The organism is Crossiella sp. NPDC003009 (assembly GCF_053591555.1).
In genome coordinates, this window is record NZ_JBSFUA010000004.1 from 140,574 (window position 1) to 162,909 (window position 22,336).

25 protein-coding genes and 1 tRNA gene are annotated in these 22,336 nt (G+C 65.4%); 17 read left to right on the forward strand and 9 right to left on the reverse strand.

Going from position 1 to position 22,336, the window contains the following annotated elements:
• The first annotated feature begins 178 nt into the window (after positions 1-178).
• Entirely contained in the window at positions 179-583 is a 405-nt protein-coding gene (locus tag ACWDY5_RS06665) for a pyridoxamine 5'-phosphate oxidase (RefSeq protein ID WP_449721293.1), read from the forward strand.
• On the opposite strand, the gene ACWDY5_RS06670 is transcribed toward ACWDY5_RS06665, so the two are convergent.
• Positions 561-1,370, reverse strand: coding sequence for a ThuA domain-containing protein (locus ACWDY5_RS06670; RefSeq protein ID WP_449721294.1), 810 nt, complete (start codon positions 1,368-1,370; stop codon positions 561-563). The two genes, ACWDY5_RS06665 and ACWDY5_RS06670, sit on opposite strands and share 23 nt — an antisense overlap.
• Before the next feature lie 525 nt (positions 1,371-1,895).
• Between ACWDY5_RS06670 and ACWDY5_RS06675 the strand changes: the two genes are divergently transcribed.
• From ACWDY5_RS06675 to ACWDY5_RS06695, 5 genes are all read left to right on the forward strand, one after another.
• Positions 1,896-2,204, forward strand: a complete 309-nt coding sequence (locus ACWDY5_RS06675; protein ID WP_449721295.1) for a hypothetical protein — start codon at positions 1,896-1,898, stop codon at positions 2,202-2,204.
• Position 2,205: 1 nt separating this feature from the next.
• Positions 2,206-3,204, forward strand: coding sequence for a WXG100 family type VII secretion target (locus tag ACWDY5_RS06680; protein WP_449721296.1), 999 nt, complete (start codon positions 2,206-2,208; stop codon positions 3,202-3,204).
• Between the two features lie 18 nt (positions 3,205-3,222).
• Entirely contained in the window at positions 3,223-3,585 is a 363-nt protein-coding gene (locus ACWDY5_RS06685) for a hypothetical protein (protein ID WP_449721297.1), read from the forward strand.
• 31 nt (positions 3,586-3,616) lie between these two features.
• Positions 3,617-4,219 carry a DUF3558 domain-containing protein gene (locus ACWDY5_RS06690; protein WP_449721298.1) on the forward strand — a complete coding sequence of 201 codons (603 nt, stop codon included), beginning with the start codon at positions 3,617-3,619 and terminating at the stop codon, positions 4,217-4,219.
• A gap of 195 nt (positions 4,220-4,414) precedes the next feature.
• Positions 4,415-4,582 (forward strand): hypothetical protein, encoded by a 168-nt coding sequence (locus ACWDY5_RS06695; protein WP_449721458.1) that lies wholly within the window; start codon positions 4,415-4,417, stop codon positions 4,580-4,582.
• Here ACWDY5_RS06695 and ACWDY5_RS06700 read toward each other — a convergent pair.
• The 3 genes from ACWDY5_RS06700 to ACWDY5_RS06710 form a co-directional block, all read right to left on the reverse strand.
• Positions 4,518-4,829 carry a WhiB family transcriptional regulator gene (locus ACWDY5_RS06700; RefSeq protein ID WP_449721299.1) on the reverse strand — a complete coding sequence of 104 codons (312 nt, stop codon included), beginning with the start codon at positions 4,827-4,829 and terminating at the stop codon, positions 4,518-4,520. The two genes, ACWDY5_RS06695 and ACWDY5_RS06700, sit on opposite strands and share 65 nt — an antisense overlap.
• An 85-nt stretch (positions 4,830-4,914) precedes the next feature.
• Entirely contained in the window at positions 4,915-5,367 is a 453-nt protein-coding gene (locus ACWDY5_RS06705) for a hypothetical protein (RefSeq protein ID WP_449721300.1), read from the reverse strand.
• A 7-nt stretch (positions 5,368-5,374) separates the two neighbouring features.
• Positions 5,375-5,557, reverse strand: coding sequence for a hypothetical protein (locus tag ACWDY5_RS06710; RefSeq protein ID WP_449721301.1), 183 nt, complete (start codon positions 5,555-5,557; stop codon positions 5,375-5,377).
• Positions 5,558-5,751: 194 nt separating this feature from the next.
• Between ACWDY5_RS06710 and ACWDY5_RS06715 the strand changes: the two genes are divergently transcribed.
• The 8 genes from ACWDY5_RS06715 (at position 5,752) to ACWDY5_RS06750 (ending at position 16,423) form a co-directional block, all read left to right on the forward strand.
• Entirely contained in the window at positions 5,752-6,183 is a 432-nt protein-coding gene (locus tag ACWDY5_RS06715) for a hypothetical protein (protein ID WP_449721302.1), read from the forward strand.
• A 31-nt stretch (positions 6,184-6,214) separates the two neighbouring features.
• Positions 6,215-6,490 (forward strand): TIGR02679 domain-containing protein, encoded by a 276-nt coding sequence (locus ACWDY5_RS06720; protein WP_449721303.1) that lies wholly within the window; start codon positions 6,215-6,217, stop codon positions 6,488-6,490.
• Between the two features lie 358 nt (positions 6,491-6,848).
• Positions 6,849-7,442: a hypothetical protein gene (locus ACWDY5_RS06725; RefSeq protein ID WP_449721304.1), complete on the forward strand. Its 594-nt coding sequence runs from the start codon at positions 6,849-6,851 to the stop codon at positions 7,440-7,442.
• 271 nt (positions 7,443-7,713) lie between these two features.
• A complete protein-coding gene (locus tag ACWDY5_RS06730; protein WP_449721305.1) occupies positions 7,714-8,982 on the forward strand; it encodes an AAA family ATPase in 1,269 nt (422 codons plus the stop codon).
• Complete coding sequence (locus ACWDY5_RS06735) at positions 8,979-9,656, forward strand: RloB family protein (protein ID WP_449721306.1); 678 nt, start codon at positions 8,979-8,981, stop codon at positions 9,654-9,656. The genes ACWDY5_RS06730 and ACWDY5_RS06735 overlap by 4 nt, the downstream gene beginning before the upstream one ends.
• A 13-nt stretch (positions 9,657-9,669) precedes the next feature.
• Entirely contained in the window at positions 9,670-12,195 is a 2,526-nt protein-coding gene (locus tag ACWDY5_RS06740) for an N-6 DNA methylase (protein ID WP_449721307.1), read from the forward strand.
• Positions 12,196-12,233: 38 nt separating this feature from the next.
• On the forward strand, positions 12,234-15,686 hold the full coding sequence (locus ACWDY5_RS06745; RefSeq protein WP_449721308.1) for a type I restriction endonuclease subunit R: 3,453 nt from the start codon (positions 12,234-12,236) through the stop codon (positions 15,684-15,686).
• Positions 15,683-16,423: a M48 family metallopeptidase gene (locus ACWDY5_RS06750; protein ID WP_449721309.1), complete on the forward strand. Its 741-nt coding sequence runs from the start codon at positions 15,683-15,685 to the stop codon at positions 16,421-16,423. The genes ACWDY5_RS06745 and ACWDY5_RS06750 overlap by 4 nt, the downstream gene beginning before the upstream one ends.
• Positions 16,424-16,436: 13 nt before the next feature.
• Here ACWDY5_RS06750 and ACWDY5_RS06755 read toward each other — a convergent pair whose 3' ends face one another.
• A complete protein-coding gene (locus tag ACWDY5_RS06755) occupies positions 16,437-16,907 on the reverse strand; it encodes a DUF4357 domain-containing protein (RefSeq protein ID WP_449721310.1) in 471 nt (156 codons plus the stop codon).
• A 5-nt stretch (positions 16,908-16,912) separates the two neighbouring features.
• Between ACWDY5_RS06755 and ACWDY5_RS06760 the strand changes: the two genes are divergently transcribed.
• Positions 16,913-17,188, forward strand: coding sequence for a hypothetical protein (locus ACWDY5_RS06760; RefSeq protein WP_449721311.1), 276 nt, complete (start codon positions 16,913-16,915; stop codon positions 17,186-17,188).
• 302 nt (positions 17,189-17,490) lie between these two features.
• Here the strand turns inward: ACWDY5_RS06760 and ACWDY5_RS06765 are convergent.
• Positions 17,491-17,565 (reverse strand) — tRNA-Arg (locus ACWDY5_RS06765).
• Positions 17,566-17,665: 100 nt separating this feature from the next.
• Between ACWDY5_RS06765 and ACWDY5_RS06770 the strand changes: the two genes are divergently transcribed.
• Positions 17,666-19,345, forward strand: coding sequence for an SDR family oxidoreductase (locus ACWDY5_RS06770; protein WP_449721312.1), 1,680 nt, complete (start codon positions 17,666-17,668; stop codon positions 19,343-19,345).
• A 72-nt stretch (positions 19,346-19,417) separates the two neighbouring features.
• Positions 19,418-20,347, forward strand: a complete 930-nt coding sequence (locus ACWDY5_RS06775; protein ID WP_449721313.1) for a cation diffusion facilitator family transporter — start codon at positions 19,418-19,420, stop codon at positions 20,345-20,347.
• A gap of 6 nt (positions 20,348-20,353) precedes the next feature.
• Here ACWDY5_RS06775 and ACWDY5_RS06780 read toward each other — a convergent pair whose 3' ends face one another.
• The 3 genes from ACWDY5_RS06780 to ACWDY5_RS06790 form a co-directional block, all read right to left on the reverse strand.
• The gene (locus ACWDY5_RS06780; RefSeq protein ID WP_449721314.1) at positions 20,354-20,860 is read right to left on the reverse strand and encodes a hypothetical protein; all 507 of its coding nucleotides are present in this window, start codon (positions 20,858-20,860) and stop codon (positions 20,354-20,356) included.
• Positions 20,861-20,897: 37 nt separating this feature from the next.
• Positions 20,898-21,530 carry a response regulator transcription factor gene (locus tag ACWDY5_RS06785; RefSeq protein ID WP_185001885.1) on the reverse strand — a complete coding sequence of 211 codons (633 nt, stop codon included), beginning with the start codon at positions 21,528-21,530 and terminating at the stop codon, positions 20,898-20,900.
• 157 nt (positions 21,531-21,687) lie between these two features.
• The gene (locus ACWDY5_RS06790; protein WP_449721315.1) at positions 21,688-22,335 is read right to left on the reverse strand and encodes a response regulator; all 648 of its coding nucleotides are present in this window, start codon (positions 22,333-22,335) and stop codon (positions 21,688-21,690) included.
• Position 22,336: the final 1 nt, after the last annotated feature.

Sequence of the window (22,336 nt, forward strand, 5' to 3'; positions counted from 1 at the left end):
TGGTTTATCGCCCAGCACTACCAAAAACCCCACTCACATCGGGATATATAAGACACCCTCCCCCATCCACCCCAGCCCTGCGACGATCAACAACCACGTTCTCGGCCACCTGACCAGGAACCAGCCGCCACCCGCCCGACCAGCAACCCCAACCCGGCTAGGAGATCCGCCAGTGCCCATGTCCGTGCAGGACCGCACCGACTTCCTCGCCGCCCCCCACGTCGCCATCCTGGCCGTCACCCGCGAGAACCGCGGCCCCCTCGCCGTCCCGGTCTGGTACGACTACCGGGACGGCGAGGTGCTGGTCTGGACCCGCGACAGCTCCCGCAAGGCGCAACTGGTCCGCGCCGCCGGCCGGTTCAGCCTGGCCGTCCAGCACGCCGAACCCCCGTACGGCTACGTCACCGTCGAGGGCCCGGTCACCTGGCAGCCCAGCCCGCCACACGCGACCCTGCTCCGCATCGTCAGCCGCTACTTACCCCCGGAAGCAGCCGCCGCCTTTGTCGAAGCGAACCAGACCCCGGACGCGGTCCTGCTCAGCATGCGCCCGGAGTCCTGGATCAGCGGCTCCCCAGCCAGTTGAGCCCGTCAATGAGGAACTTGTTCTGGGTCTCACTGGCAAAAGTCGACGACAGCGGCCGGTTGTTCGGATAGTCCATGGCGTTGTGCCCGAAGTTGGCGTACAAAACCCGATAGTTCTTGTTGGTCCACATGATCGGGTAGTACCCCGACCGCCAGGTCTGGTTCGGATCCGTCCCCAACGGGAAACTCGACGGATCCACCGAAGCCAGAATCTGAATGTTCGGATTCTGCCGCAGATCGTTCGTCCAGCTGTACCACTCACTCACCGACGAGGTAAACGTCGAAGGCAGTCCAGCCGTAGCCGGATGCGACCGGTTCTCCACCTTGAGCTTGGCCGTAGTCGGCCCCCAGGTGTTGTTCCGGAACCGCCCCGTCCCCAACAGCGTGTTGTGGTACCAGCCCCACCCGTTGGGATTGTCGTTGTAAGCGGCGACATGGAACCCCAGCCAGCCCCCACCCCGCTCCACATACCGCTGAAACCCACTCCGCTGCGCCGCCGACCCCGGCAAAGCGTCCAGGAACATGACTACCTGGTATTGGTTAAACGCGGAGTCATTGGTCAAAATGTTCCAGTCAGTACTCGCGGTATACGAGAAATTATGCTGCGTAGCCATCCGTGAAAACCAAGGATTAGCCTCCTTGACAAACGAGATGTGCGCCGCATCCCAAGTCCCCTGGTACAACCCCAACACTTTGTACCGAGGCGCCGCGGGCGCCGCACTACCCCCTTGCCCAGGCACCAACACAAGAACCACCAACGCCACAAGCAACGCAAGCACCTGCGTCACCCGAGCACGCCTGCCGTCAGACATGCCGATCCTCTTCCTGTTCCAGGGCGGTGAGAACAGAGCCATGGCGGCGGGATCGTGGCCGGCCAACGGCAGAGGGAAGGACGCCGTCCACGTCTCTCGCAACGGTAGCCGCGGGATCGTTTCAGCTGAACAGCCGTTAGTAGGATACTTTCCGAACAGTGCTGGCGTGGTTCGCGCCGGGTGCGGCAGGCTCGGGGAACGCCGCCCTGCTCCGGCACCGATGCCATCAATCGGGTGAGAGCAAACCCTCATCCGTGTGCCAGTGGAACCGAACGGACCTGACAAGCGGTCTGCGTTAGTGTCGCCGACGGGGTGGAGCAAGCAGGGGGTAGATGTGGCTGAGTTCGCGCCGCGAGTGGGGAAGTGCGTGGAACTTGCGCTGAGCCTGATGACATTCGGCTGAGTTCATTCTGACCTGGGGACAGGCGGATACGGCGAACAGCGCTGGAACGGGACGGTCGGGCGGGACGGCTCGACCGTGACAGGGAGGGAGCAGTTCGAATGGGCAACGCGAAGAAGGTCGGGGTGTCCTCCGGAGAGGTCGCTCAGGTGGGCGCGGTGTACTCCGCGCTGGCGCCGGAGATCGCCGGACAGGCGGTGTTGTTCTCCGGCAGTGGGGTGACCCGCGAATCAGTGGGGGAGACTTTCGCCGCCCAGGGCGGCCGTTACCGGGACCTGGCGGAGAACCTGGCGCGAGCCGTGCAAGGTTTCGCCGAGCACGCGGAGGGGATCGGCGCTGCCTTGGCGCAGACTGCGCGGCATTACGCCGGCACCGAGTCCGGCAACGCACAGAACATCCGGCGGCGCTGACATGGACGACCAGCTGTACAAGGTCCTGCACGGAATCGCCCAGGCGGTGTTTCCTCTGGCCGCGGACTCACTGAGCATGTCGCAGTCCGTGCTGAAGAACGCCGACAGGTATGCCGCGCAGGAGGCGGCGGAACTGCAGGCGGTCAACCGTGGCAAGGCCGCCCTGCAACACAACGTCGGTGGGGCGAATTCTTCGGATGAGCTGTTGCTCGCGGGGGAGCCGGGGCTGAAGTTCTTCCAGACCTTCATCCCGCTCTACAACGAGTGGACCTTCGCCAACCTCGACTTCGAGCAGGACTTCAACAAGCCCTACCGCAAGCTGTTCGGGATCGACTTCGCCGCTCTGCGTGCCGATGGCCGAAACTTTCAGGGGGCGGCGGAGAAGCTGACCGGCTTGCACGGGGAACTGCACAAGCCGTTCCGGGGACTGGTCGAGCACTGGCGGGGTGATGCCGCCAAGGCCGCGGGCATGCATGTGGAGAAGTTCTTGCAGAAGGCCAAGCCACTGCCGGTCGACATCGACCGGATCGGCAGGTGGACAGCGAACAACGCCGAAATCATGGAGGGCGTCATCCGCGCCGCCGCGACCATGACTGCCGGGTTGTACAGCGCGGACTGCGGCGGGCACATGCCGTACGCCGTCGACGACATGATCAAGATTCTGCGCGGCAAGTCGAGCTATCCGGCGCTGAACGCCCTGAGCAAGGTGCTGGACATCGGCGGCGGTGGGGCCAAGAGCTTCGCTGGGCTGGGCGGACCCGCTGGGCAGGCCGGGGCCGCAGGTCTCGATCTGTCCGCGGGCGTGCTGGCCTACCTGAAGAAGTGTCTGAACGAGGAGTTCGTCAAAGCCTTCGAGGACAAGAAGAAGGTGTTCGAGGAGAAGATCATCGGGAACACCAACAAGCGCCTGGAGACCTTGTGGAGCGAGTTCGACATGCTGGCCAAGGACGTGGTGAAGGACCCGTTCGGTGACCTGACCATCATCGTGCCACAGCTCTGAGACGGAGGAGATTCCACAATGGACAGAACTCTGGCGGAGTCGCTGGCCCGGGCTCAGGCGGTGCTGGCCGAGGCTCGGGAGGAAGCGGAACAGGTCGTCGCCGAATGCCAGGCGCGGGACGCCGAGCACCGGGAACGGGCGCAAGCTGGTGCACAGGAGATGCTCGCCCGGATCGAGGCCGCACGTGAGCAGCACGAACCTCGTGCGGTTCCCGCGGTTTCGTACGAGCCGGAGGACCTTCGGCTGTACGACATAACCGAGGAGGCGCCAGCCGTGCCGCCGGTGGCAGCTGGCAGGCCAGCGCCTCGAACGGCTGCGCCACGGCGCGGCAACGAGGACGAGGAAGAGGACTTCTCCGAGATCGACTGGACGAAGGGCTGACGATGACCCTGCTGGGATCGGGTGGTCAGGCATGACACGGCAATGGGGATCGGCACTGGCGGTGCTGAGCTGTGCCGCACTCCTCGGTGCGTGCGGTGTGCACGTCACGTACCCGGCACTGACTTCGGCACCTCCCAGCACCACCCGGCCCACCGCGCCATCGGCGGCCCCGACGGTGACAAAACCCAAGCAGCTGATGGCATTGCTCGACAACCCGTGTGGATTGCTGACCACCGAGCAAAGGACCGGGCTCGGTGTTAGCACCGATGGGAAGCCGGGTGGCAACGCGGAGGCTGGGACGGCGGCTTGCACGTGGAGCAACTTCGACCAGCGCCCGGGCATGGCGGCATCGATAACCGCCAGACTGGAGACCAGGCGGTCAGGGCTGGATCAGGTCTATCGCCGGAGCGTGGAGTTCAAGGCCTTCGAGCCGATCACCGTGGACTCGTATCCGGCCGTGCGCGTGCAGAATGACGAGTTCCGCTGTCACCTGTGGATCGGCGCGGCCGAGGACCAGAGCATTGAGCTGTCCTTCAGCTCTGTGCTGGGCACGGACCCCAAACACAGTCCGCCCTGCGGGTTCGCGGAGAAGGTCGCGGCCGCGATGCTGGCGAACATCCCCGGCGCGAGGTGACGAAATCTGAGGTATCGGCACCACATGAAAAAGACCACCCGTGAGGATGGTCTTTGTGGTGCCCCGGCGGGAGCACCAAAGGATGGGAACAGAGCTGACCAGCGGTTTCAGGTTGGATGCTTGGTCGTGCAGGCCAGTTTCATGTTGTAGTAGTCAGGTGGCGTTCGCGTGCGGTGGCGCGCTGCTGTTTCGGTGGTGCCACAGCACTACGTCGCGGATGACCGCCGCCTGTTGCATTCCAAGGCGCTCAGCTTCGGCGCCGTCAACGAGATTGACCTCGAAGACGACGTCCGCGGCTTCATGTTGCTGCTGGCGGCGGGTTCGCTGCCTGGAGTCGGGAGCTGTGTTCATGCTGCGACCTGAACCTCAGCATGTCTGAGCGCTTCGCGGTCGACTTTGTCAATGCCGCCCACACGCCGTAGCTCTCGTCCTTGGTGAGTGCCGTGATGGCACAGGTGAGGCGGACTGGGCATAGGCGGCAGATCGCTTTGCAGTCCGCCGCAGCCTTGCTTCCTGGCTTGGCGTCGGTCCAGTCAACTTGTCTGTCTGCGTTTTGGCACGCTGCGTGCACGTGCCACCGCGGTGCACGCAGCGCCACGAGTGTGGTCATACGGCCGGACGAAGTGGGTTACCGAGAAGGTAGTCGGCGAGGTGGCGGGAGGCGGTGTTGAGCTGCGCTGCCACCTGATGGCGGTTCACACCACGCCGCTTGGCCGCGGTTGACCGGTCTCCGTGGTCGAGGAGCACATCGGAGACGAGGTCGGCTTCGTGGGTGTGATGACACCGGACAGCATGGCTCCTGCGAGGACGAGGTCCGGGTGTCCGTCGGCTGTGCGGGCGTCGATTGCGGTGTCGGTGAGTTCGGACCGGGACATCGCTCGCCGCCTTTCGCTGTTGCAGGCTTCGTGGCCGCGTCGGAAGGCTGCCCAGTAGAGCTGCCCGAAGATCTTCGGCGACCGTACGTCGGCGACGTCGAGTGCCTGGAGGAAGCCCTCGAGGATCTCGGAGTCCAGGTCGTTGCGGTCACCGCAGAAGCGGGAGCCCAGCTTTCCGGCGATGTGTTTGAGTCCGGGCATCATCATGGCGGCAGCGATGGTGGTCCACGGTTCGGGTGTCGCGTGTGCCTTTCGGACGAGTTCCTTCCACACGGCGTCCTTAGCTCACCCAGCTCGTCTGTCGTTTGAGGAGCAGTACGCGCACGCGGTCCAGAGGCAGCTCCTCGTCGGGCAGGCCGCATCCGAGTGCCGCGCAGTCGAGCGTCAACGGCTGCGGGCCGGCGGTCATCGCGAGGAATCGCCGTTCGATCACGTCCAGGTGCGAAGGGGAGAGCGAGGTCATCGGGGAGGTGCCTTTCCGGGCGGGGGACCATCTCACCGCCAAATCCGCCTCCTATGGCGCCTGATGGAAAGGATTCACCAAAAAGGGTGGCGTGTCGCTGATGTGGCTCGTGGAGTGCGGCTGGCGTGGGAACCGCTCCTTGCCGACGAGGCGTTGATGGCGGCGGACGGCCTGTTCGCCGAGGCGGATGCTGAGTGACGACCACGATCCCGCTCGGCATCAAGGACTGGGCACGCCTCCCAGGTCCTGCGGCCGTGCTCGACGCCGTCCATACCCAGGCTGGGCAGTGCACGGAAACGGGAACGCTCACCGGCGTCGCACTGACCGCGGAGCAACGTCGGGAAGTCGCGTTGCTGCTCGGCACACGGTGGGAACTGTCCGGTAGATCCGTCCGCTTCCAAGACCTCGCGGTGAAGCTGGCCGAACACCACCTGACCGTGCGTGGACTCGTCGAGGCACTGCACGGCGAACAGATCGAACCCGACAAGGCTCACCGCAGCCGAGCTCACGCCGAGGCAGCCGCTGAGCGTGACCGCGGGGCCACACACCTGATCGGGTCGGTGTGGCCGCACCTGCGGTGGAACGGTGGCTGGCCGACGCCGGCTTGCCGCGGCGGGCTCGAGTGAGCTCCAGACCCTGGCTGAGCAGGTGGCGACCGTGGTCACCCGACTGCGCACCAAGAGCAGTGGGACAAGGCTCGCCCAACTTGCCGCAGACACCCTGCATGATGCCCACGCGCTCGATGCCGATCGGCAACTGGGGCGTGGAGTGGCCCGTCTCCTGGCGATCGAGCACGGCCTGCCCCGAGCACAACGAGCCGGTCGAGCCTGGCGCGCGACGTGGGCCGCTGCGGGAGTCATGTGCGATGTCGTGTCCTCCTGTGTACTGGCGTTGAACCTCCCGTTGACCGGGGTCTGCTGCACGAGTAGGTGACCCACGCCAGCCGTCCGCACCCGACGCAGCAAACCAGTGGTCGGTCGTGCACGCGGGAACCGGACACGGTCGCAGGTGGGACCGGTACCGTCTGCGACCCCGACAGGCGCGGAGGTCAAATGCTGGTGCGCTTCTATGTTGTCAACTGCGTGTCAACATTGTTGTCCTGAGGAGCCATCGTCCCTCTCGGTCGAGTTGGTCCGTGCCCGTCCTGCGGAGCGTGCGACACTGCGAGCAACTTGCTGCTCGGAAGCGTCTGTCTCGCCAAGGAGACCGTTGGGCGTCTCACCTGTATGTGGTGACGATTGGCGTTGGCTATAGGCTGCATGGATGCGTCGGACGGCAACGGGAGCCATTTGTGACTGATGTAGGCCTCGACACGATTGAGCTGAACCCGTCGGTGTGGACACCGTCGAGTCTGTCTGAGCACGTCGAGATGATCTCCGGCGTCCATATTGATTCAGACCTCGCAAATGACGGCGGTCGGGGGGTGCCGTATCTGACCGGGCCTGCCGACTTTAAAGGTGATGTCGCGGTAGCTTCCCGATACACCGAATGGCCTCAGGTGATGTGTCGGGCTGGGGATATACTCGTAACAGTCAAGGGTTCCGGTGCTGGTCGTGCGGCAGTCGCCCTGGAGGACGCATGTATCAGCCGCCAGCTCGCGGCTATTTGCGTTCCTGGGGATGAACGAAATTACTGGCTCTCTGTTATTAAGGCTCACTTTGATGAGCTGCAAGCCCGTGCTGGTGCCGGTCTGATCCCGGGCCTATCTCGTGGCGACTTGTTGTCACTTCGATTCCTCGTTCCTTCGGCCGAAGATCGCCGCGCAATTTCGAAGGTTCTGGACTCTGTGGACCAGTCCATCAGGTCTGCAGAGCAGACAATTAGCAAGCTGCAACAAGTTAGGCGTGGGTTTATGGAGAACATGCTTAAAGGGCAGCTTGTGTAACGGTCGACTGGTTTGTCATTTCTTGTCGGTGCCTGCCGCGGTGAGGCTACGGAAGATCGACGGGCGGCGTTTGGCTGTAGTGGTCGATGTGCCCCCAGCATGTCGATTCTCGGAGGGGTGATGCCGTGCACACGTTCGGGCCTGATGGCTACCCGGTGGTAGGCGGCCGGGCTAGGCTGACAACCAGGCAAGACGTCGGGTTTTAGGGCCTGTTGTGCAGGCTTTCGACGTGAGACACTCGAAAAGACGGCGCCGAGGCGGGAGGTGAACCGTGCTCTTGAAGTTCCGCGTGGCCAACTTCCGCTCCATCCGGGCGGAGCATGAGCTCTCGTTCGCAGCCTCCGACATCGACGACGAGATCATCAGGCGGACCGGCGTCGTGTCCGGCGGCAAGGAGATCGGTGTCATCCCGGCCGTGGGCATCTTCGGGGCCAACGCCTCCGGGAAGTCCAACGTGCTTCAGGCGATCCGCGCGATGAAGTCCGCCGTCATGAACTCGGTGGCGGACTGGGCCCGCGTCGAGGGTGTGCCACGCGAGCCGTTCGCGCTCGACGCCGACGCGCGCGACGAAACCACCCTCTTCGAAGTCGACCTTCTACTCGGACCTAGCCGGGTGCGCTACACCTATGGGTTCGAGCTGTCCGACGAACGCGTTGAGGCCGAGTGGCTGCACGCGTACCCCGAGGGACACAAGCAGGTGTGGTTCGACCGCGAGGCCGACCGCGACGGCGGCGAGGACTTCCGCTTCCCCAACGCGAACCTGCGCGACGGCAAGAGGCTGGTCGAACTCACCAGGCCCAACGCGTTGCTTCTCACCGTGGGCGCCAGCTTCAACCACCGGCAGCTCGGTGCGATCCACCGCTGGTTCATCGACAACTTCTGGCTGGTCACCTCGGGTGAGGACGTCGCACAACGCAGCGCATACACCAGAAATCGGTTGGTCAGCGGCAGGGGCGGGGCCAAGTACCGCGAGCGGGTCGAGTCGTTGCTCAAGGTCGCTGATCTTGGCATCGCCGGTCTGCACATCGACAAGACGCTGCCCGAGGTGAACCAGGTCCGGCTCCTGCATAGGGCCGACGGTGGCAAACCGATGCCGCTTGACTTCTTGGCACAGGAGTCACTGGGGACACACGCCTGGTTCGCGTTCCTTGGGCCAGTGCTCGAAGTCCTTGATCGAGGCTCGGTGCTACTGGCCGACGAACTGGACTCCAGCCTCCATCCGTTGCTGGCCTCCGAGGTGGTCAGGCTGTTCCAAGATCCTGAGGCGAACTCGCACGGCGCTCAACTGCTCTTCACCACCCACGACGCCACGCTGCTTGGCACCAGCATGGTCGGCCGGCCACTCAGCCGGGAGCAGGTGCGGATCACGACCAAGCGTAAGACCGGCGAAACCGAGCTGTATCCGCTCCTCGACGCGCATCCACGCAAGGATGAGAACCTCGAGCGGAGTTATCTCCGTGGTCGCTTCGGCGGCGTGCCACGGGTGATGGAGGGTGCGACGGCGCGGGAAGTCGCGGAGTTGCTGGCGGGGGTCGGGTGAGCCGGAAGCGCCGCAGCGATCCCAATGTGGAGAAGCCAGTACATCTCAAGCCTGGGCGTTCCAGGACTGTCCGGCTGTTCTACGTCGCCGTTGAGGGCGGAGTCACCGAACCCGACTACCTTGCCTACCTGCAGGAGACGTTCGGGGAGGAACACCAGTTCCATATCCATCGCGAGTCACGGAAGAACGGCCTGAAGCCTCGCGAGGTCGTGGACCGCGTGTTGGAGCACCGCGGCGAGGATGGTGAGCTCTGGGCGTTGTTCGACCGGGACGAGCACACCGGCATCCCGGAGGCGTTCGCAACAGCCAAGAAGGCTGGCGTGCAGGTCGCCTTCTCGCATCCGTCGTTCGATCTGTGGCTCCTCCTGCACTTCAACTCGTTCTCGGGGGCGCAGAACGGGTCGGACACGATCGTGCACAAGAAACTCCAGCAGCAGAAGCACTGGGAGACGTTCTCGGATGACGGCGACAAGAGCATCAAGGGCGAACGTGCCGCCACGTTGGCGGGCAAGCAGAACGCTGCGGCCAAGCGTGCCAGGAAGCTCACGAACGACTGCCCGACCCCGGCCTGCTCGGAGAACACCGGGCACGCGGACCACTGTGACCCGCTCAAGCGCGACCCGTCCACGGACGTGTGGGAGCTACTCGTGGCATTGGGCATCCTCGGCGACTGAGTAGGGTGCGCGGGTGGCCAAGTTGACTCTCTCGCAGTTGGAACGGCATCTGTTCGCCGCCGCCGACATCCTTCGCGGCAAGATGGACGCCTCGGAGTACAAGGACATCATCTTCGGGATGCTGTTCCTCAAGCGGTGCTCGGACGAGTTCCAGCCGCGATGGCAGGAAGAGTACGACCGCGCCTTCGCCGCCTCCAACGGTGACCTTGCGGACACACTTGAGTGGGCCAACGGCGAAGAGGCGTACCCCGACCACGTTAATGTGCCGCCGGAGTCCCGCTGGTGGCGGGGGCCGCACCTGTGCACGAACACAGAGCGGTGCGACAAGCCGGGCCCTCACCAGCACCAAGGGATCAACCAGCTGACGGCGCAGTCCAACATGATCGCCGCTGAGCTGGACAAGGCACTGCTCGGCCTGGAGTTCGGTAACGAGCGGATGCTCAAGGGCGTCCTGCGTCACATCAGGTTCAGCAGGGAGACCGGGCAGACCAAGCTGACCAACCGAGAGCTCGCGGATCTGATCCGGCACTTCGACAAGTACCGGTTGCGTGACGTCGACTTCGAGTTCCCGGACATGCTCGGCGCCGCCTACGAGTACCTCATCGCCGAGTTCGCCGACTCGGCGGGAAAGAAGGGCGGCGAGTTCTACACGCCGCGCTCGGTCGTGCGGATGATGGTACGCCTGGTCGACCCACAGCCGAACGACAGCGTCTATGACCCGTGTGCGGGGTCGGGCGGCATGTTGCTGCTGGCCAAGGAACACGTCGAGGAGCACGGCGGTAACGCCGAGCGACTCGAACTGTGCGGCCAGGAGAAGAACGGCACCTCCTGGGCGATGGCGCGGATGAACCTGCTGCTGCATGGCGCGCGTGCCGCGGATCTTCAGAACGGTGACACGCTCGCGAACCCCCTGCACAAGGATGGTGATCAGCTGCGCCGCTTCAGCAAGGTGTTGTCGAACCCGCCGTTCTCGCTGAGCTACGAGCGAGATGGAATGCAGTTCCCCGAACGCATGGAATTCGGGTGGGCGCCGGAAACCGGCAAGAAGGCCGACCTCATGTTCGCTCAGCACATGATCGCAGTGCTGCAGGAATACGGCGTCGCGGCCACGGTCATGCCGCACGGCGTGTTGTTCCGGGGCGGCGAGGAGCGGAACATCCGCACGAAGATGCTTGAGGCGGACGTGATCGAAGCCGTCATCGGCCTCGGACCGAACCTGTTCTACGGCACCGGTATTCCGGCGTGCGTGCTCGTGCTCTGTAGCCCTGGCGGCAAGCCCGCGAAACGGCACAGGCAGGTGCTGTTCATCAACGCGGATCGGGAGTACACCTCCGGACGCGCCCAGAACGACTTGGGGCCTGAGCACATCGAGAAGATCGTCAACACGTACCAGAAGGAGGAGTGGCCGGAGATCCCCGGCTACTCGCGCGTCGTGTCAGTTGACGAGCTCCTCGCTGAGGACGCCAACCTGAACATCCGGCGCTATGTCGACAACGCTCCGCCCCCCGAGCCGCAGGACGTCCGTGCGCACCTGCACGGGGGTGTGCCGAAGTCCGAGGTCGCGGCCAAGGAGCATCTGTTCGCTGCCTTCGGCGTTGATGTGCACACGTTGTTCGCCGAGCGCGATGCGGACTACTACGACTTCCTCCCGGAGGGTCCGAAGGACACGGCCAGCCGCATTCCGCACCTGGCTGCTGAGCGGGAAGAGGCGTTGCGGCAGGCTTACCGCAACTGGTGGGAGCGGGAAGCCAAGCTGGTCAAGGCTTTGCCTGTGCACCAGCGGTTGATGGTGTTGCGCGGGGAGCTGCTGACCGGGTTTACCGACGCTCTGGTGCCGTTCGGCGTGCTTGACGAGTTCACCACCGCGGGCATCGTCGCCGGCTGGTGGATGGACACCCGGCACGACCTCAAGGCGCTCGCGGTCGGTGGCTTCGAGCGAGTGCTCGACGGATGGGTGGACACGATCGAGGCCATGCTGGAGCCGATCGAACAGGCCGGTGGCAAGGTTAAGAAGCCGACCGCGGTGGAACGACGCAGGGCACTCGACCATCCGGTTGTGCCGTACTTGCTCCCGGACTTCCTGGCTGAGCTGGAGAAGGCTGAAGCCGAACTCGCCGAGGCCGAGGCGGCGTACAAGGCGGCCAAGGCTACGCTGGACGGCACCGACGACGAGGATGAGGAAGCCGAGGATACGGCTGACCTCGAGATGACGCCGGCGGAGGTCGAGCGGCTGAAGAAGGCTGCTGCCCTGGCCAAGACCAAGCGCAACAAGCTCGAGAAGCTGTTCAAGGAACAACTTCAGGCTGCGGCTCAGATGGCCAAAGCATCGGGCACTGTCGTGGAGATCGTGTTGCAGGTCTTCGACCGGGATCTGGCTGGTCGGCTCGACCGCTACCTCGCGGCCGGAAGGGCTCGCATCGTTGAGGCATTCACCAAATGGGTTGAAAAGTACGAGGTGTCCCTCTCCGAGTTGGAAGCTCAACGCGATGCGGCGGCGAAGAAGCTCGCCTCTTATCTGAAGGAGCTCGGATACGCCTGAGCCGGCGGGTAAGGTCGGTGAATCTTGAAGGGGGACCGATGCAGCGCGAGTGGGACGAAGTCCAGAAGCCGCTGATTGATCAGCTTGTGGCGATGGGCTGGACTCATCTACCGAGGTGCTCGCCTGGTTCCTTCGGCTCGGGTAGGGACAGCTTCACGGATGTGGTGCTGCCTGGTCGATTGCGTGACGCGGTTCGCCGGATCAACCCAGGGCCCGACGGTCGCCCTTGGCTGGACGGGCCCCGGCTGGACACCATCCTCAGCAAGGTCATGACTGGAATCGGTCAGGGCGTGCCGGGCAATCTTGCCTTCACGGAACTGTTGACCGGCGCCGAGCTCACCGTGGAGGGGATGCCGGACCCCGATCGGCCCCGGCCGGTCCGGCTGATCGACTGGGACGAGCCGAAGAACAACGATCTCCTTGCGGTGTCCAAGTTCCAGATCGACACGCCGTTCGGCCCCGAGGCCCATGTCGAGCTGGACCTCGTGCTGTTCGTCAACGGGCTGCCGCTGGTGGTCATTGAATGCAAGGCTCCTGGACCGGGAGCTGTGGACCAGGCGATCGAGCAGCTGCTCGACTACGCGGGGGCCGCGCGCGACGTGGCGGTCGCCGACCTCGTGCGCTTCGTGCAGCTGCTCGTGGCGACCGACCGGGAAGGCGCCGAATACGGCACGGTCACGGCCGAGCCCGCACACTTCGCCTCGTGGCAGGCGACTGACGACAACGTGCAGAAACAGGCGCGGGAGGACCTGCGCAAGTCGGCAGAACTGCCACTCCTGCCGCAGGAAGTGCTGGCTGCGGAGATGCTGCGGCCGAAGTGCCTGCTCGACATTGTGCGCAACTTCACCGTGAGCCAGCGGTCTCGCGGCAGGACGACGAAGATCGTCGCAAGGTGGCCTCAGTACCGGGCCGTTCAGCGGATGATCGCGCGCCTCGAAGGGCGGCATCAGGAGATCGCGGCCGGTAAGAGGCCGGACCACCGCGGCGGCGTCATCTGGCACACCCAGGGCTCAGGCAAGAGCCTCACGATGACATTTCTGGTCAGAGCGCTGCGTCGGCACCGGGACCTGAGCGGCTTCAAGGTCGTGGTCGTCACCGATCGCATCGATTTGGAAGACCAGATCACCGTAAGTCTCGGTGGCAGTGGGCAAACGCCGCACCGCGCCACGTCCGTCGACAGCGCTCGCGCCGATCTCGCCCGTGACACGCCGGACCTGATCCTTGTCACCATCCAGAAAGCGCAACGTGACGAGGACGCCGATGACGCTGTCGAGGAGCGTCTTGGCGAGGATCAGGACGACACGCATGTCCAGGCCTCCACGGCGAACGCCAATCCGGAGATCGTGGTGCTCGTGGACGAGGCGCACCGATCGCAGGACTCCTGGCTGCACGCCAGGCTGCGCGCGATGGTGCCTAATGCCGTGCTCATCGGCTTCACCGGAACGCCGATCCTGTCCGGCACCAGGAAACACACGTCGAAGATCTTCGGGCCGATCATCGATGCGTACACGCTCAAGCACGCCGAGAAAGATGGCGCGGTCGTGCCTGTTCGCTACGAGGCCTGGGAAGCCGGCGCGGAGATCATCGAACGGCTGGCGCTCGACATCGGCTTCGACGAGGCTGTGCCCGAAGCTGACCGGCGCCAGCGAGTCCTGGGGCACGCTGCTCGATCTCGAGAGGTCCTCGAGGCGGCGGACCTGATTCGGCTCAAGGCCGAGCACATGTTTCACCACTGGGTGCGCTACATCCTGCCTGACAGGTTTTCGGCCCAAGTCGTTGCCGTGTCTCGGAAAGCCGCCGTGCGCTATCGAGACGCCCTGCGGGACGCGCGAGATCGGTTGCTGGCGGAGCTGGATTCGTTGTCCCCGTCGGTTCTGCACGATCCCGCCCCGGATGTGGACGAGCGCGTAGAGCTGCTGCGCCTGGCACACGACAATCGCGAGCTGCTCGAGCAGCTTGATGTCGTGCCGGTAATTTCCCAGGGCAGGCGTTCAGGAGGAAGCAGCTCACAGGACGGACGCTCTGCTGACCCGGCTGAGTGGCGCAAGTGGACAATGAAGGAGCAGCAGCGGAAGCACATAGCCCGGTTCAAGGATGGGCTCGGCGATCAAGCCGCATTGGTGCACGAGCCGTGGCAGATCTACGTCCCTGAAGAGGACGTTGTGCTCAGCGTCGGAGATCCATGGCACACCCCTGCCGAGCCACGTCAAACGCCTTCGGAGGCCAAGACCGGGTCCCCAGCGGCTCCGATCGCGTTCCTGACGGTCAAGTCGATGCTTCTCACGGGCTTTGACGCGCCGGTAGAGCAGGTCCTGTACGTGGATCGCCCGATGAAGAACGTCGAGCTGTTGCAGGCCATCGCCCGTACCAACAGGCCAAGCCGGAACAAGGAGTTCGGCCTGGTCGTCGACTACGTCGCGATCGCTGACGCGCTTGTTCGCGCGATGGCCGACTACGACATCGACCACCTGCAGGACGTCATCGGCGACACCGACGCCCAGGCGTTCATGCAGCGGCTGGACGAGGCTGCTGTGCCGTGGCTTCGTGAGCAGCATCGAAGTGTTCTCAACTTTCTCACCGGTCTCGGGATCTCCTCTCTGGAGAGTGCGGAGGATCGTGAGCAGTTGCTCGCCTTCCTCGACGACGTCGAACTGCGGGCCGACTTCGACGAGAAGGTGAAGTCCTTCCTCACCGCGGTCAACGCCGTACTGCCAAGGCCACAGGCGTTGCAGTACGAGGCAGCGGTGCGTCAGCTTGGCGAGGTGCAGTACCTCGCGCGGTGCCGTTACAGAGACTCACAGGACTCCTTCAACCCGCGCAGGTACGGTGCGAAGGTCCGGGCACTTATCGACAGGCACATCCAAGCAACCGATGTGGTGCAACGGATTCCTCCGGTGGAGATCACCGCGCCGGACTTCGCCGAAAAGGTGGAGGCACTGCCGGACGACCGAGCCCGAGCGTTGGAGATGAAGCACGCCCTGAGGTCACACATCTCAGCTCGGCTCACGTCTGACCCGGTCACCTACCAGCGGCTCAGCGACCGGCTTGAGGAGATCCTCGAGAGGTTGGAGGAGGACCACGACTTCAGCCAGGCATTCCTGGCGATGATGGGCCTGCACGGCGACACGGTTGCGCAGGACCAGGTGGTCCATGAGCACGGCCTCGATCGCTGGACCGAGCAGCCTGTGTACAGCCTGCTGGAGCAAGCGCTGGCCGCTGCCTTGCCTGAGGGCACGATGAGGACGTTCCGGATCGATCTGGTGGACAGTGCACGTCTGTTGGCAAGGACGATCGCGGTGGAGGTGCAGCCGCATCACTTTCCGTACAACGGACAGGTGCGCGATGACGCCCGAAAGAGGCTGGTCGGCAAGCTGAAATGGGAAGTCAAGCTGCCGCTGGGTGCCGCGAGGTACACGGCTGATCGACTGATGGAACTCGCCACGCGCAACCGCGAGCGGTTTCTGCGGTTGGTGCCAGAATCAGTGACGTGATCAGCGCTGTTGACGCCGCTGTGGCCAAGGTCGGACTGCCGGTCCAGTGGTCTTGGCGGGTGGAGGTTCGGCCCCGCCGTCGGACGCTAGGTCTGACCGTGTCGACTGATGGCTCGATCGTGATCGCTGTACCGGCGGATGCCGAGCCTGCTGACGTCGCTGCGGCAGTTCGTTCGCGACGGCTGTGGCTGGCCCGCGCGATCAAACTTCGCACCGGGCTTGCAGCGGAGCATCCAGCGATCGAGATCCTCGATGGCGAAGGATTCTCCTATCTCGGAAGGCACTATCGACTTCGGCTGACCGACGATCCTGGCCACTGTGTCGCGCTCCACGGTGGCTGGCTCGACCTTCCGCAGCCGGTCAGCGGTGCTGACGGGGTTGCCGCCATCATCGACTGGTACACGGCACGGGGGCAGCGTTGGCTGAGCGATCGTGTTGGTTCGTGGGCAGGCAGGATCGGAGTTTCATCGCCGCGTGTCTTCGTGACCGATCTGGGTGATCGGTGGGGGCTGCGCAAGCGGGATGGTTCGGTCGTCTTTCACTGGGCAGCTATGCAGCTCCCCGTCGAGCTGCTGGACCTGATCGTCGTGCACGAGCTTGTGCACCTGGTTGTGTCACGGCACGACGAAGAGTTCCGGCGTCGGGTGCTGATCGCTCTTCCTGGCGCCGTCAACCTGGAGGCCAAGCTCGCCGAGGTTGGTCGGTACGTGTGGATGGGCGCGCTTCGCGGAGCGTGAAGTCGAGCGAGGATCACTCCGGCTTGATTGCCTCCAGTGTCTTGTTGGACTCAGTGATGGTCCAGAACGTCCATCCGTTGCGGTTGGGATGAACCTTCGGGTTGAGTGCTCGCACGATGGCCATCGCCGCACCGCTTGGACTCTTGAAGGATCTACCAGCGAGCACTCCGGTGCCGGAGTCAACTCGTTTGGTCCTCGTGTGGTAGACGGCATCGATTCGCTGACCCTCGTATACAGCATGGATGGGGACCTCGTCGTCGCCGGGTTCATGTGACGCTTGCTCTCCGGACTGCACGAACTCATCCAGCAAACGGCGGATCGCTTCACTCGGCGAGACATCCCAAACCCGAGCAAGTAGGGCCACGCGCTCATGAACGCCGTCACTCACTTCGATCGCCTTCACCAACGCCTCGCTCTCAGTGTTTTGAAAAATAATAGACTGAGGGCTAGACTGAGGCAACTCGATGTACTCGTCGACTGTCATTGCAGGTGATCATGGTGCTGACGATCATGCTTGGAGTTGGTGTCGTACTCGCGACGGCGCTGTCCGTGATCGCCTTGTGTGTGCTCGGGCTTGCGCAGGTCCGCAGCTTCAACGCGATCGCAATGCGATACATGGAGATCTGCTCTGGCGAAGGCAGACATCCTGACATCCAGAAACTTGGCGGGCTGGCGCGAGCTATGAAGCCCGTGCGACCTCTGGTCAGGCCAGGTGTGGACGTCAGACCGTGGAAGCGTCGGTTGGGTGGGAGGAGCGGCGACTGATGAGGTCTTAGCCTCAAAGGAGCTCAAGGCTGCGGTGGACCTTGGGTCGGATGTAGAACACGCCGACGTTGACTTGCAGATGCCGGCGCTCCATTCGAGGCCCTCCGGCTGGAGGCTCACTGCAACAAGGTGAACAACACTGCCCTCTGCAAGATCACGCTTAGCGGGAGACGGTCCCGGCGCTCCAGCAGGTCATACGAGAGGGTCCCGTTCAGGAAGCCGATGGGCCAGGAGCGCGGTGCCGGGACTGGCTCAAGCAAAAAGGACGAGCCGTTGAAAGACTCGCCCTTACTGTTCCCATCTGGTGCCCCCGGCAGGATTCGAACCTGCGCCCCTGCCTCCGGAGGGCAGTGCTCTATCCCCTGAGCTACGGGGGCTAACCCGGTCCCGCGCCTTGGGGTGAACCCCTCGTTGCGGTGACGGACAGAAGCTTAGCGCATAGCCGGAGGGGGCCTGCACGCCCTACCGTCTGAAGGCATGACCGAGGCTGGCTACTGCTCAGTAGATTCTGGTGACCTGCGGCTTGGCGTCTGGGTGGAGGGGGAGCCAGGGGCGCCGGTGATCGTGTTCGTGCATGGGTTCCCGGATACCGCCGCGTTGTGGGAGCGGGTGGTGGCGGAGCTGGTTGGGCGGTACCGGGTTGTGCGGTATGACGTGCGGGGTTGTGGGCGGTCGGGGCGGCCTCGGGGGCGGGACGGGTACCGGGTGGCGCGGTTGGCCGCGGATCTGGTGGCGGTGGCTCGGGCTGTTTCGCCGGGTCGTCCGGTGCATGTGGTGGGGCATGACTGGGGGTCGGTGCAGGCTTGGGAGGCTGTGACAGATCCCACAAATTCTGGGGTGTTCGCCTCGTTCACGTCGGTGTCGGGGCCTTGTCTCGATCACCTGGGGTGGTGGGTTCGGGGAGCGTTGCGGCGGCCTTCGTGGGGCGGGGTCCGGGGGTTGGCGACTATCGCGGTGCGGTCGGCCTACACCTGGGTTTTTCGGTCCTGGGCTGGGGAGTTGGTGGCTCCGTTCCTTGCACGGCGGTTCGGGGTGCGGAGTGGGGATGTTCGGCGGGGGCTTGAGCTTTACCGGGCGAACCTGCCTGGCTTGGTGCGGTCGGCGAAGGAGCGGTGGGCTTCGTTGCCGGTGCAGTTGGTGGTGCCTGGGCGGGATCCGTTCGTGACGCCGGCGCACGTGGCCGGGACGGCGCGGTGGGCGGAGCGGTTGTGGCGGCGGGAGTTGCCGGGGGCCGGGCACTGGGTGCCGCGGACGCATCCGGCGGCGCTGGCGCGGATGGTGGGGGAGTTCGTTGATCACGTGGAGGGGGCGCCGGCCAGCCGGGGGTTGCGGGCCGCGGTGAGTGAGGCGCGGTTCGGGGAGAAGGTTGTGCTGGTCACGGGTGGGGCCAGTGGGATTGGGCGGGCCTGTGCGCGGGGCTTCGCGGCCGCGGGGGCCGAGGTTGTGGTGGTTGATGTGGATGGAGCGGGGGCCTCGGCGGTGGCGGCGGAGGTCGGCGGGACCGCTTATGCCGTGGATGTGGCTGACGGGGCTGCGGTGGCGGCGCTGGCCGAGCGGGTCCGGGCGGAGGTGGGGGTGCCGGATGTGGTGGTGGCCAATGCCGGGATCGCGGTCAGCGGGGCGTTCCTGGACACCTCGGTGGCGGACTGGGAGCGGGTGGTGGATGTGAACCTGTGGGGGGTGATCCACACCTTGCGCGCCTTCGGCAAGCAGCTGGCGGAGCGGGAAGAGGGCGGGCAGCTGGTGGTCACCGCGTCGATGGCCTCGTACACGCCGACCCGGAACCTGCCCGCCTATGCCACCACCAAGGCCGCGGTGCTGATGCTGGCGCAGTGCCTGCGGGCGGAGCTGGCGGGGCGGGGAATCGGGGTCTCGGCGATCTGCCCGGGGATCGTGCACACCAACATCACCCGTTCGGCGCGGTTCGCCGGCACGGACCCGGCCACCCAGGAACGACTGCGGGAGTTCACCACCCGGCGCTACCTGCGGCGGGGGTTCGCGCCGGAGCGGGTGGCTTCGGCGGTGCTGGACGCGGTGGAGCGGAATGTGGCGGTGCTGCCGGTGACCGGGGAAGCGCGGCTGGGACTGCTGGCTTCCCGGCTCTCACCTGCGCTTTTGCGCGCTGCGGCGCGGGTGGACCTGCTGCCCAAGAAGTGAACCGCGTGACCGGGGTCACCGTTGTTCATATGCGCATGTCACTATATGTTGGGTGCCGGAAGGGAGCGTGAGATGGGGCAGGGACACGGGCACGGTCATGGGTTGCCGGTGGCGCAGGCCGCCAGTGCTTCGTCGAAGTACGTGAGCCGGTTGTGGTGGGCGGTGGGCCTGGGGCTGGTCACGCTGGTCATGCAGGTGACCGTCGGCCTGTTCACCTCCTCGCTCGCGCTGCTGTCGGACTCCGCGCACGTCTTCACCGACGTCCTCGGTGTGAGCATGGCGCTGGCCGCGATCATCGTGGCGCGCCGGGCCGCGCAGACCGCGGGCCGCACCTTCGGGCTCTACCGGGCCGAGGTGCTGGCGGCGCTGGCCAACACGCTGCTGCTGTTCGGGGTGGCCATCGGGGTGCTGATCGAGGCGGTGGACCGCTTCGGCTCGCCGCCGGAGGTGCCGGGGCTGCCGGTGACCCTGGTCGCGGTGGTCGGCCTGGTCAACAACCTGATCGCGCTGCTCCTGCTGCGCGGCGGGGCGGAGGAGAGCATCAACGTCCGGGGCGCCTACCTGGAGGTGGTGGCCGACGCCATCGGCTCGGTCGGCGTGCTGATCTCCGGACTGGTGACCATGATCTTCGGCTGGAAGTACGCGGACCCCATCATCGGCGTGGCCATCGGCCTGTTCGTGCTGCCGAGGGCCTACGTGCTGGGCCGCAAGGCGTTGCGCATCCTGTTCCAGCACGCCCCGGAACGGCTGGACGTGGCCAAGATGTCCCAGGAGCTCCAGCAGCTGCCCAACGTGATCGAGGTGCACGACCTGCACGTGTGGACGCTGACCTCGGGCATGGAGGTGGCCTCGGCGCACCTGACCGCCAAGCCGGAGGTCGACTTCGCCGATGTGCTGGCCGCGGCGCAGAAGCTGCTCGCCGAGCGCTACCACATCGAGCACGCCACGCTGCAGGTCGAACCGGCGGGCCACGAGGCCAAGTGCCGGGAGCTCGCCTGGTAGCAGCGCTCAGCCGGGTAACCGCCAGGCGCGGTTGCCCGGTTGCAGCGGAACCGGGGAGGTGGGGGTGGCGGGTGGCAGTGGGGCCGTCACCGAGATCACGAACGCGGCCCTGGCCGGCATCCCCAGCGCTGACCAGAGTCCGCCGACCCCGTGGTCGGCCAGCCGCACCGCCACCGGCTGCCCGGACTCCTGCGCGGTGAGCGCGTCCAGCGCGCCGTCGAGCAGCTCGTGCTCGCCGGCCACGCTGCCCGCCCGCGCGGCGACCAGATAACAGAGTTCGAGATCGCGGGCGGGCCGATGTGCCCGGCCCGCCCGCATCTCGTACAGGAACACGTGCACCGCGGGCGGCGGGTCGGCCTCGTTGATCCAGGTCGGGGTCGGCGGTTCCAGCCTGACCTCGACCCCGTCCGGCAGCCTGCTGCCCAGCAGCCGGCACAGCGCGGTGTCCACCTCGCGGATCACCCCGCCGGTCGGCTCATCATCCGACCGTTCGGGCCGTGACGAGTTCTCCATGACGCTCCCCGTCTTCGCACACGGCCCGAACGGGCGGTCAGATCAGCCCCTCCCGGAGCGCGAACGCCACCGCGTGCGAGCGGTTGCGCAGCTGGAAGCGGTTGGTGATGTCGTGCAAGATGCTCTTCACCGTGCGCTGCGAGTAGCACAGCTGCTCGGCGATCTCGCGGGTGTCCAGACCGTCCGCGACCAGCCTGAGCACGTCGGTCTCCCGTTCCGACATGCCTGCCAGGCTCATCCCGTTCGGCCGAAGGACGTTGCGCTGCAACCGGGAGACCCGGTTCAGCAGCCGTCCCAACAGGTCCGGCGGCAGTGCGCCCTCGCCGGCGGCCGCGGCCCGCACCAGGCGGACCAGGGTCTCCGGGGTGGCCTCTGAACGGCGGACCACCGCGCTGACCCCGGTTTCCACCGCGGTCAGCAGGTCCGTGTCGTCCATCTCCCCTGCGATGAGCACTACCTTCGTGTTGCCCCGAACCTGAAGTCCCCTGAGCAGTTGCTGGGTCCGGGTGTCCGTCCGGTCGGTCACCACGAGGACCACCGCGTCCGGGCGGGCCTCCAGTGAGTCGACCAGCAGGACCTCCGGCCGGGAGCGAAGCGCGGCCGCGACGCCCGCGCGTGAGATCGCATCCGTTGCGTGCAGAACAACCGGAACACGTTCCGTGTTCGTCATGATGTTTGGCCCCCTCAAGCCAAGTGCTGCGCTGACTTTGAGAGCGTGGCCCACCCGGTGTCCCAGGGACATGGGACTAGCTGTCCCGTTGTGCTTCGATTTCACTAATCGTTATACAAGCCCCGAAAATCTCCAACAAGCAAGGTACTTATGGTCGCTAGTTTTCGCCCAAACCGGCTTCCCTGGCCCGCATGATCGCCTCCGTGCGGTCGGCCACGTGCAGCTTGGAGAAGATGTTGGACACGTGGTTGCGCACGGTCTTTCCGCTGATCACGAGCTTGCGGGCGATCGCGGCGTTGCCCTCGCCCTGGGCGATGAGCACCAGCACCTCGTGCTCGCGGGCGGTCAGCTCGGGGAAGGCCTCCACCTGGGCGCGGGCGTTGTTGCCGAAGAAGCCGAGCAGCCGGGAGGCGATGGCCGGGCCGAAGATGGCCTGTCCCTGTCCGACCGCCCGGATGGCCCGGACGATCTCCTCCGGGGTCGCGCCCTTGAGCAGATAACCCCTGGCCCCGGCGCGCATCGCGGCGAAGACGGACTCGTTGTCGTCGAACATGGTCAGTACCAGGACACCGATGTGCGGACTGGTGCGCACGATCCGCCTGGTCGCTTCAACACCGTTGAAGTCCGGCATGTTCAGGTCCATCACCACGACGTCGGGCTGCAGCGAGTCGGCCATGGCCACCGCGGCCGTGCCGGTGGCCGCCTCGCCCGCCACCTCGACGTCGGGCACCTGCTGCAACGTCTGGCACAGGCCGAAGCGGAACAGCGGGTGGTCGTCCACCACCAGGATCCGGAGCTGGTCCAAC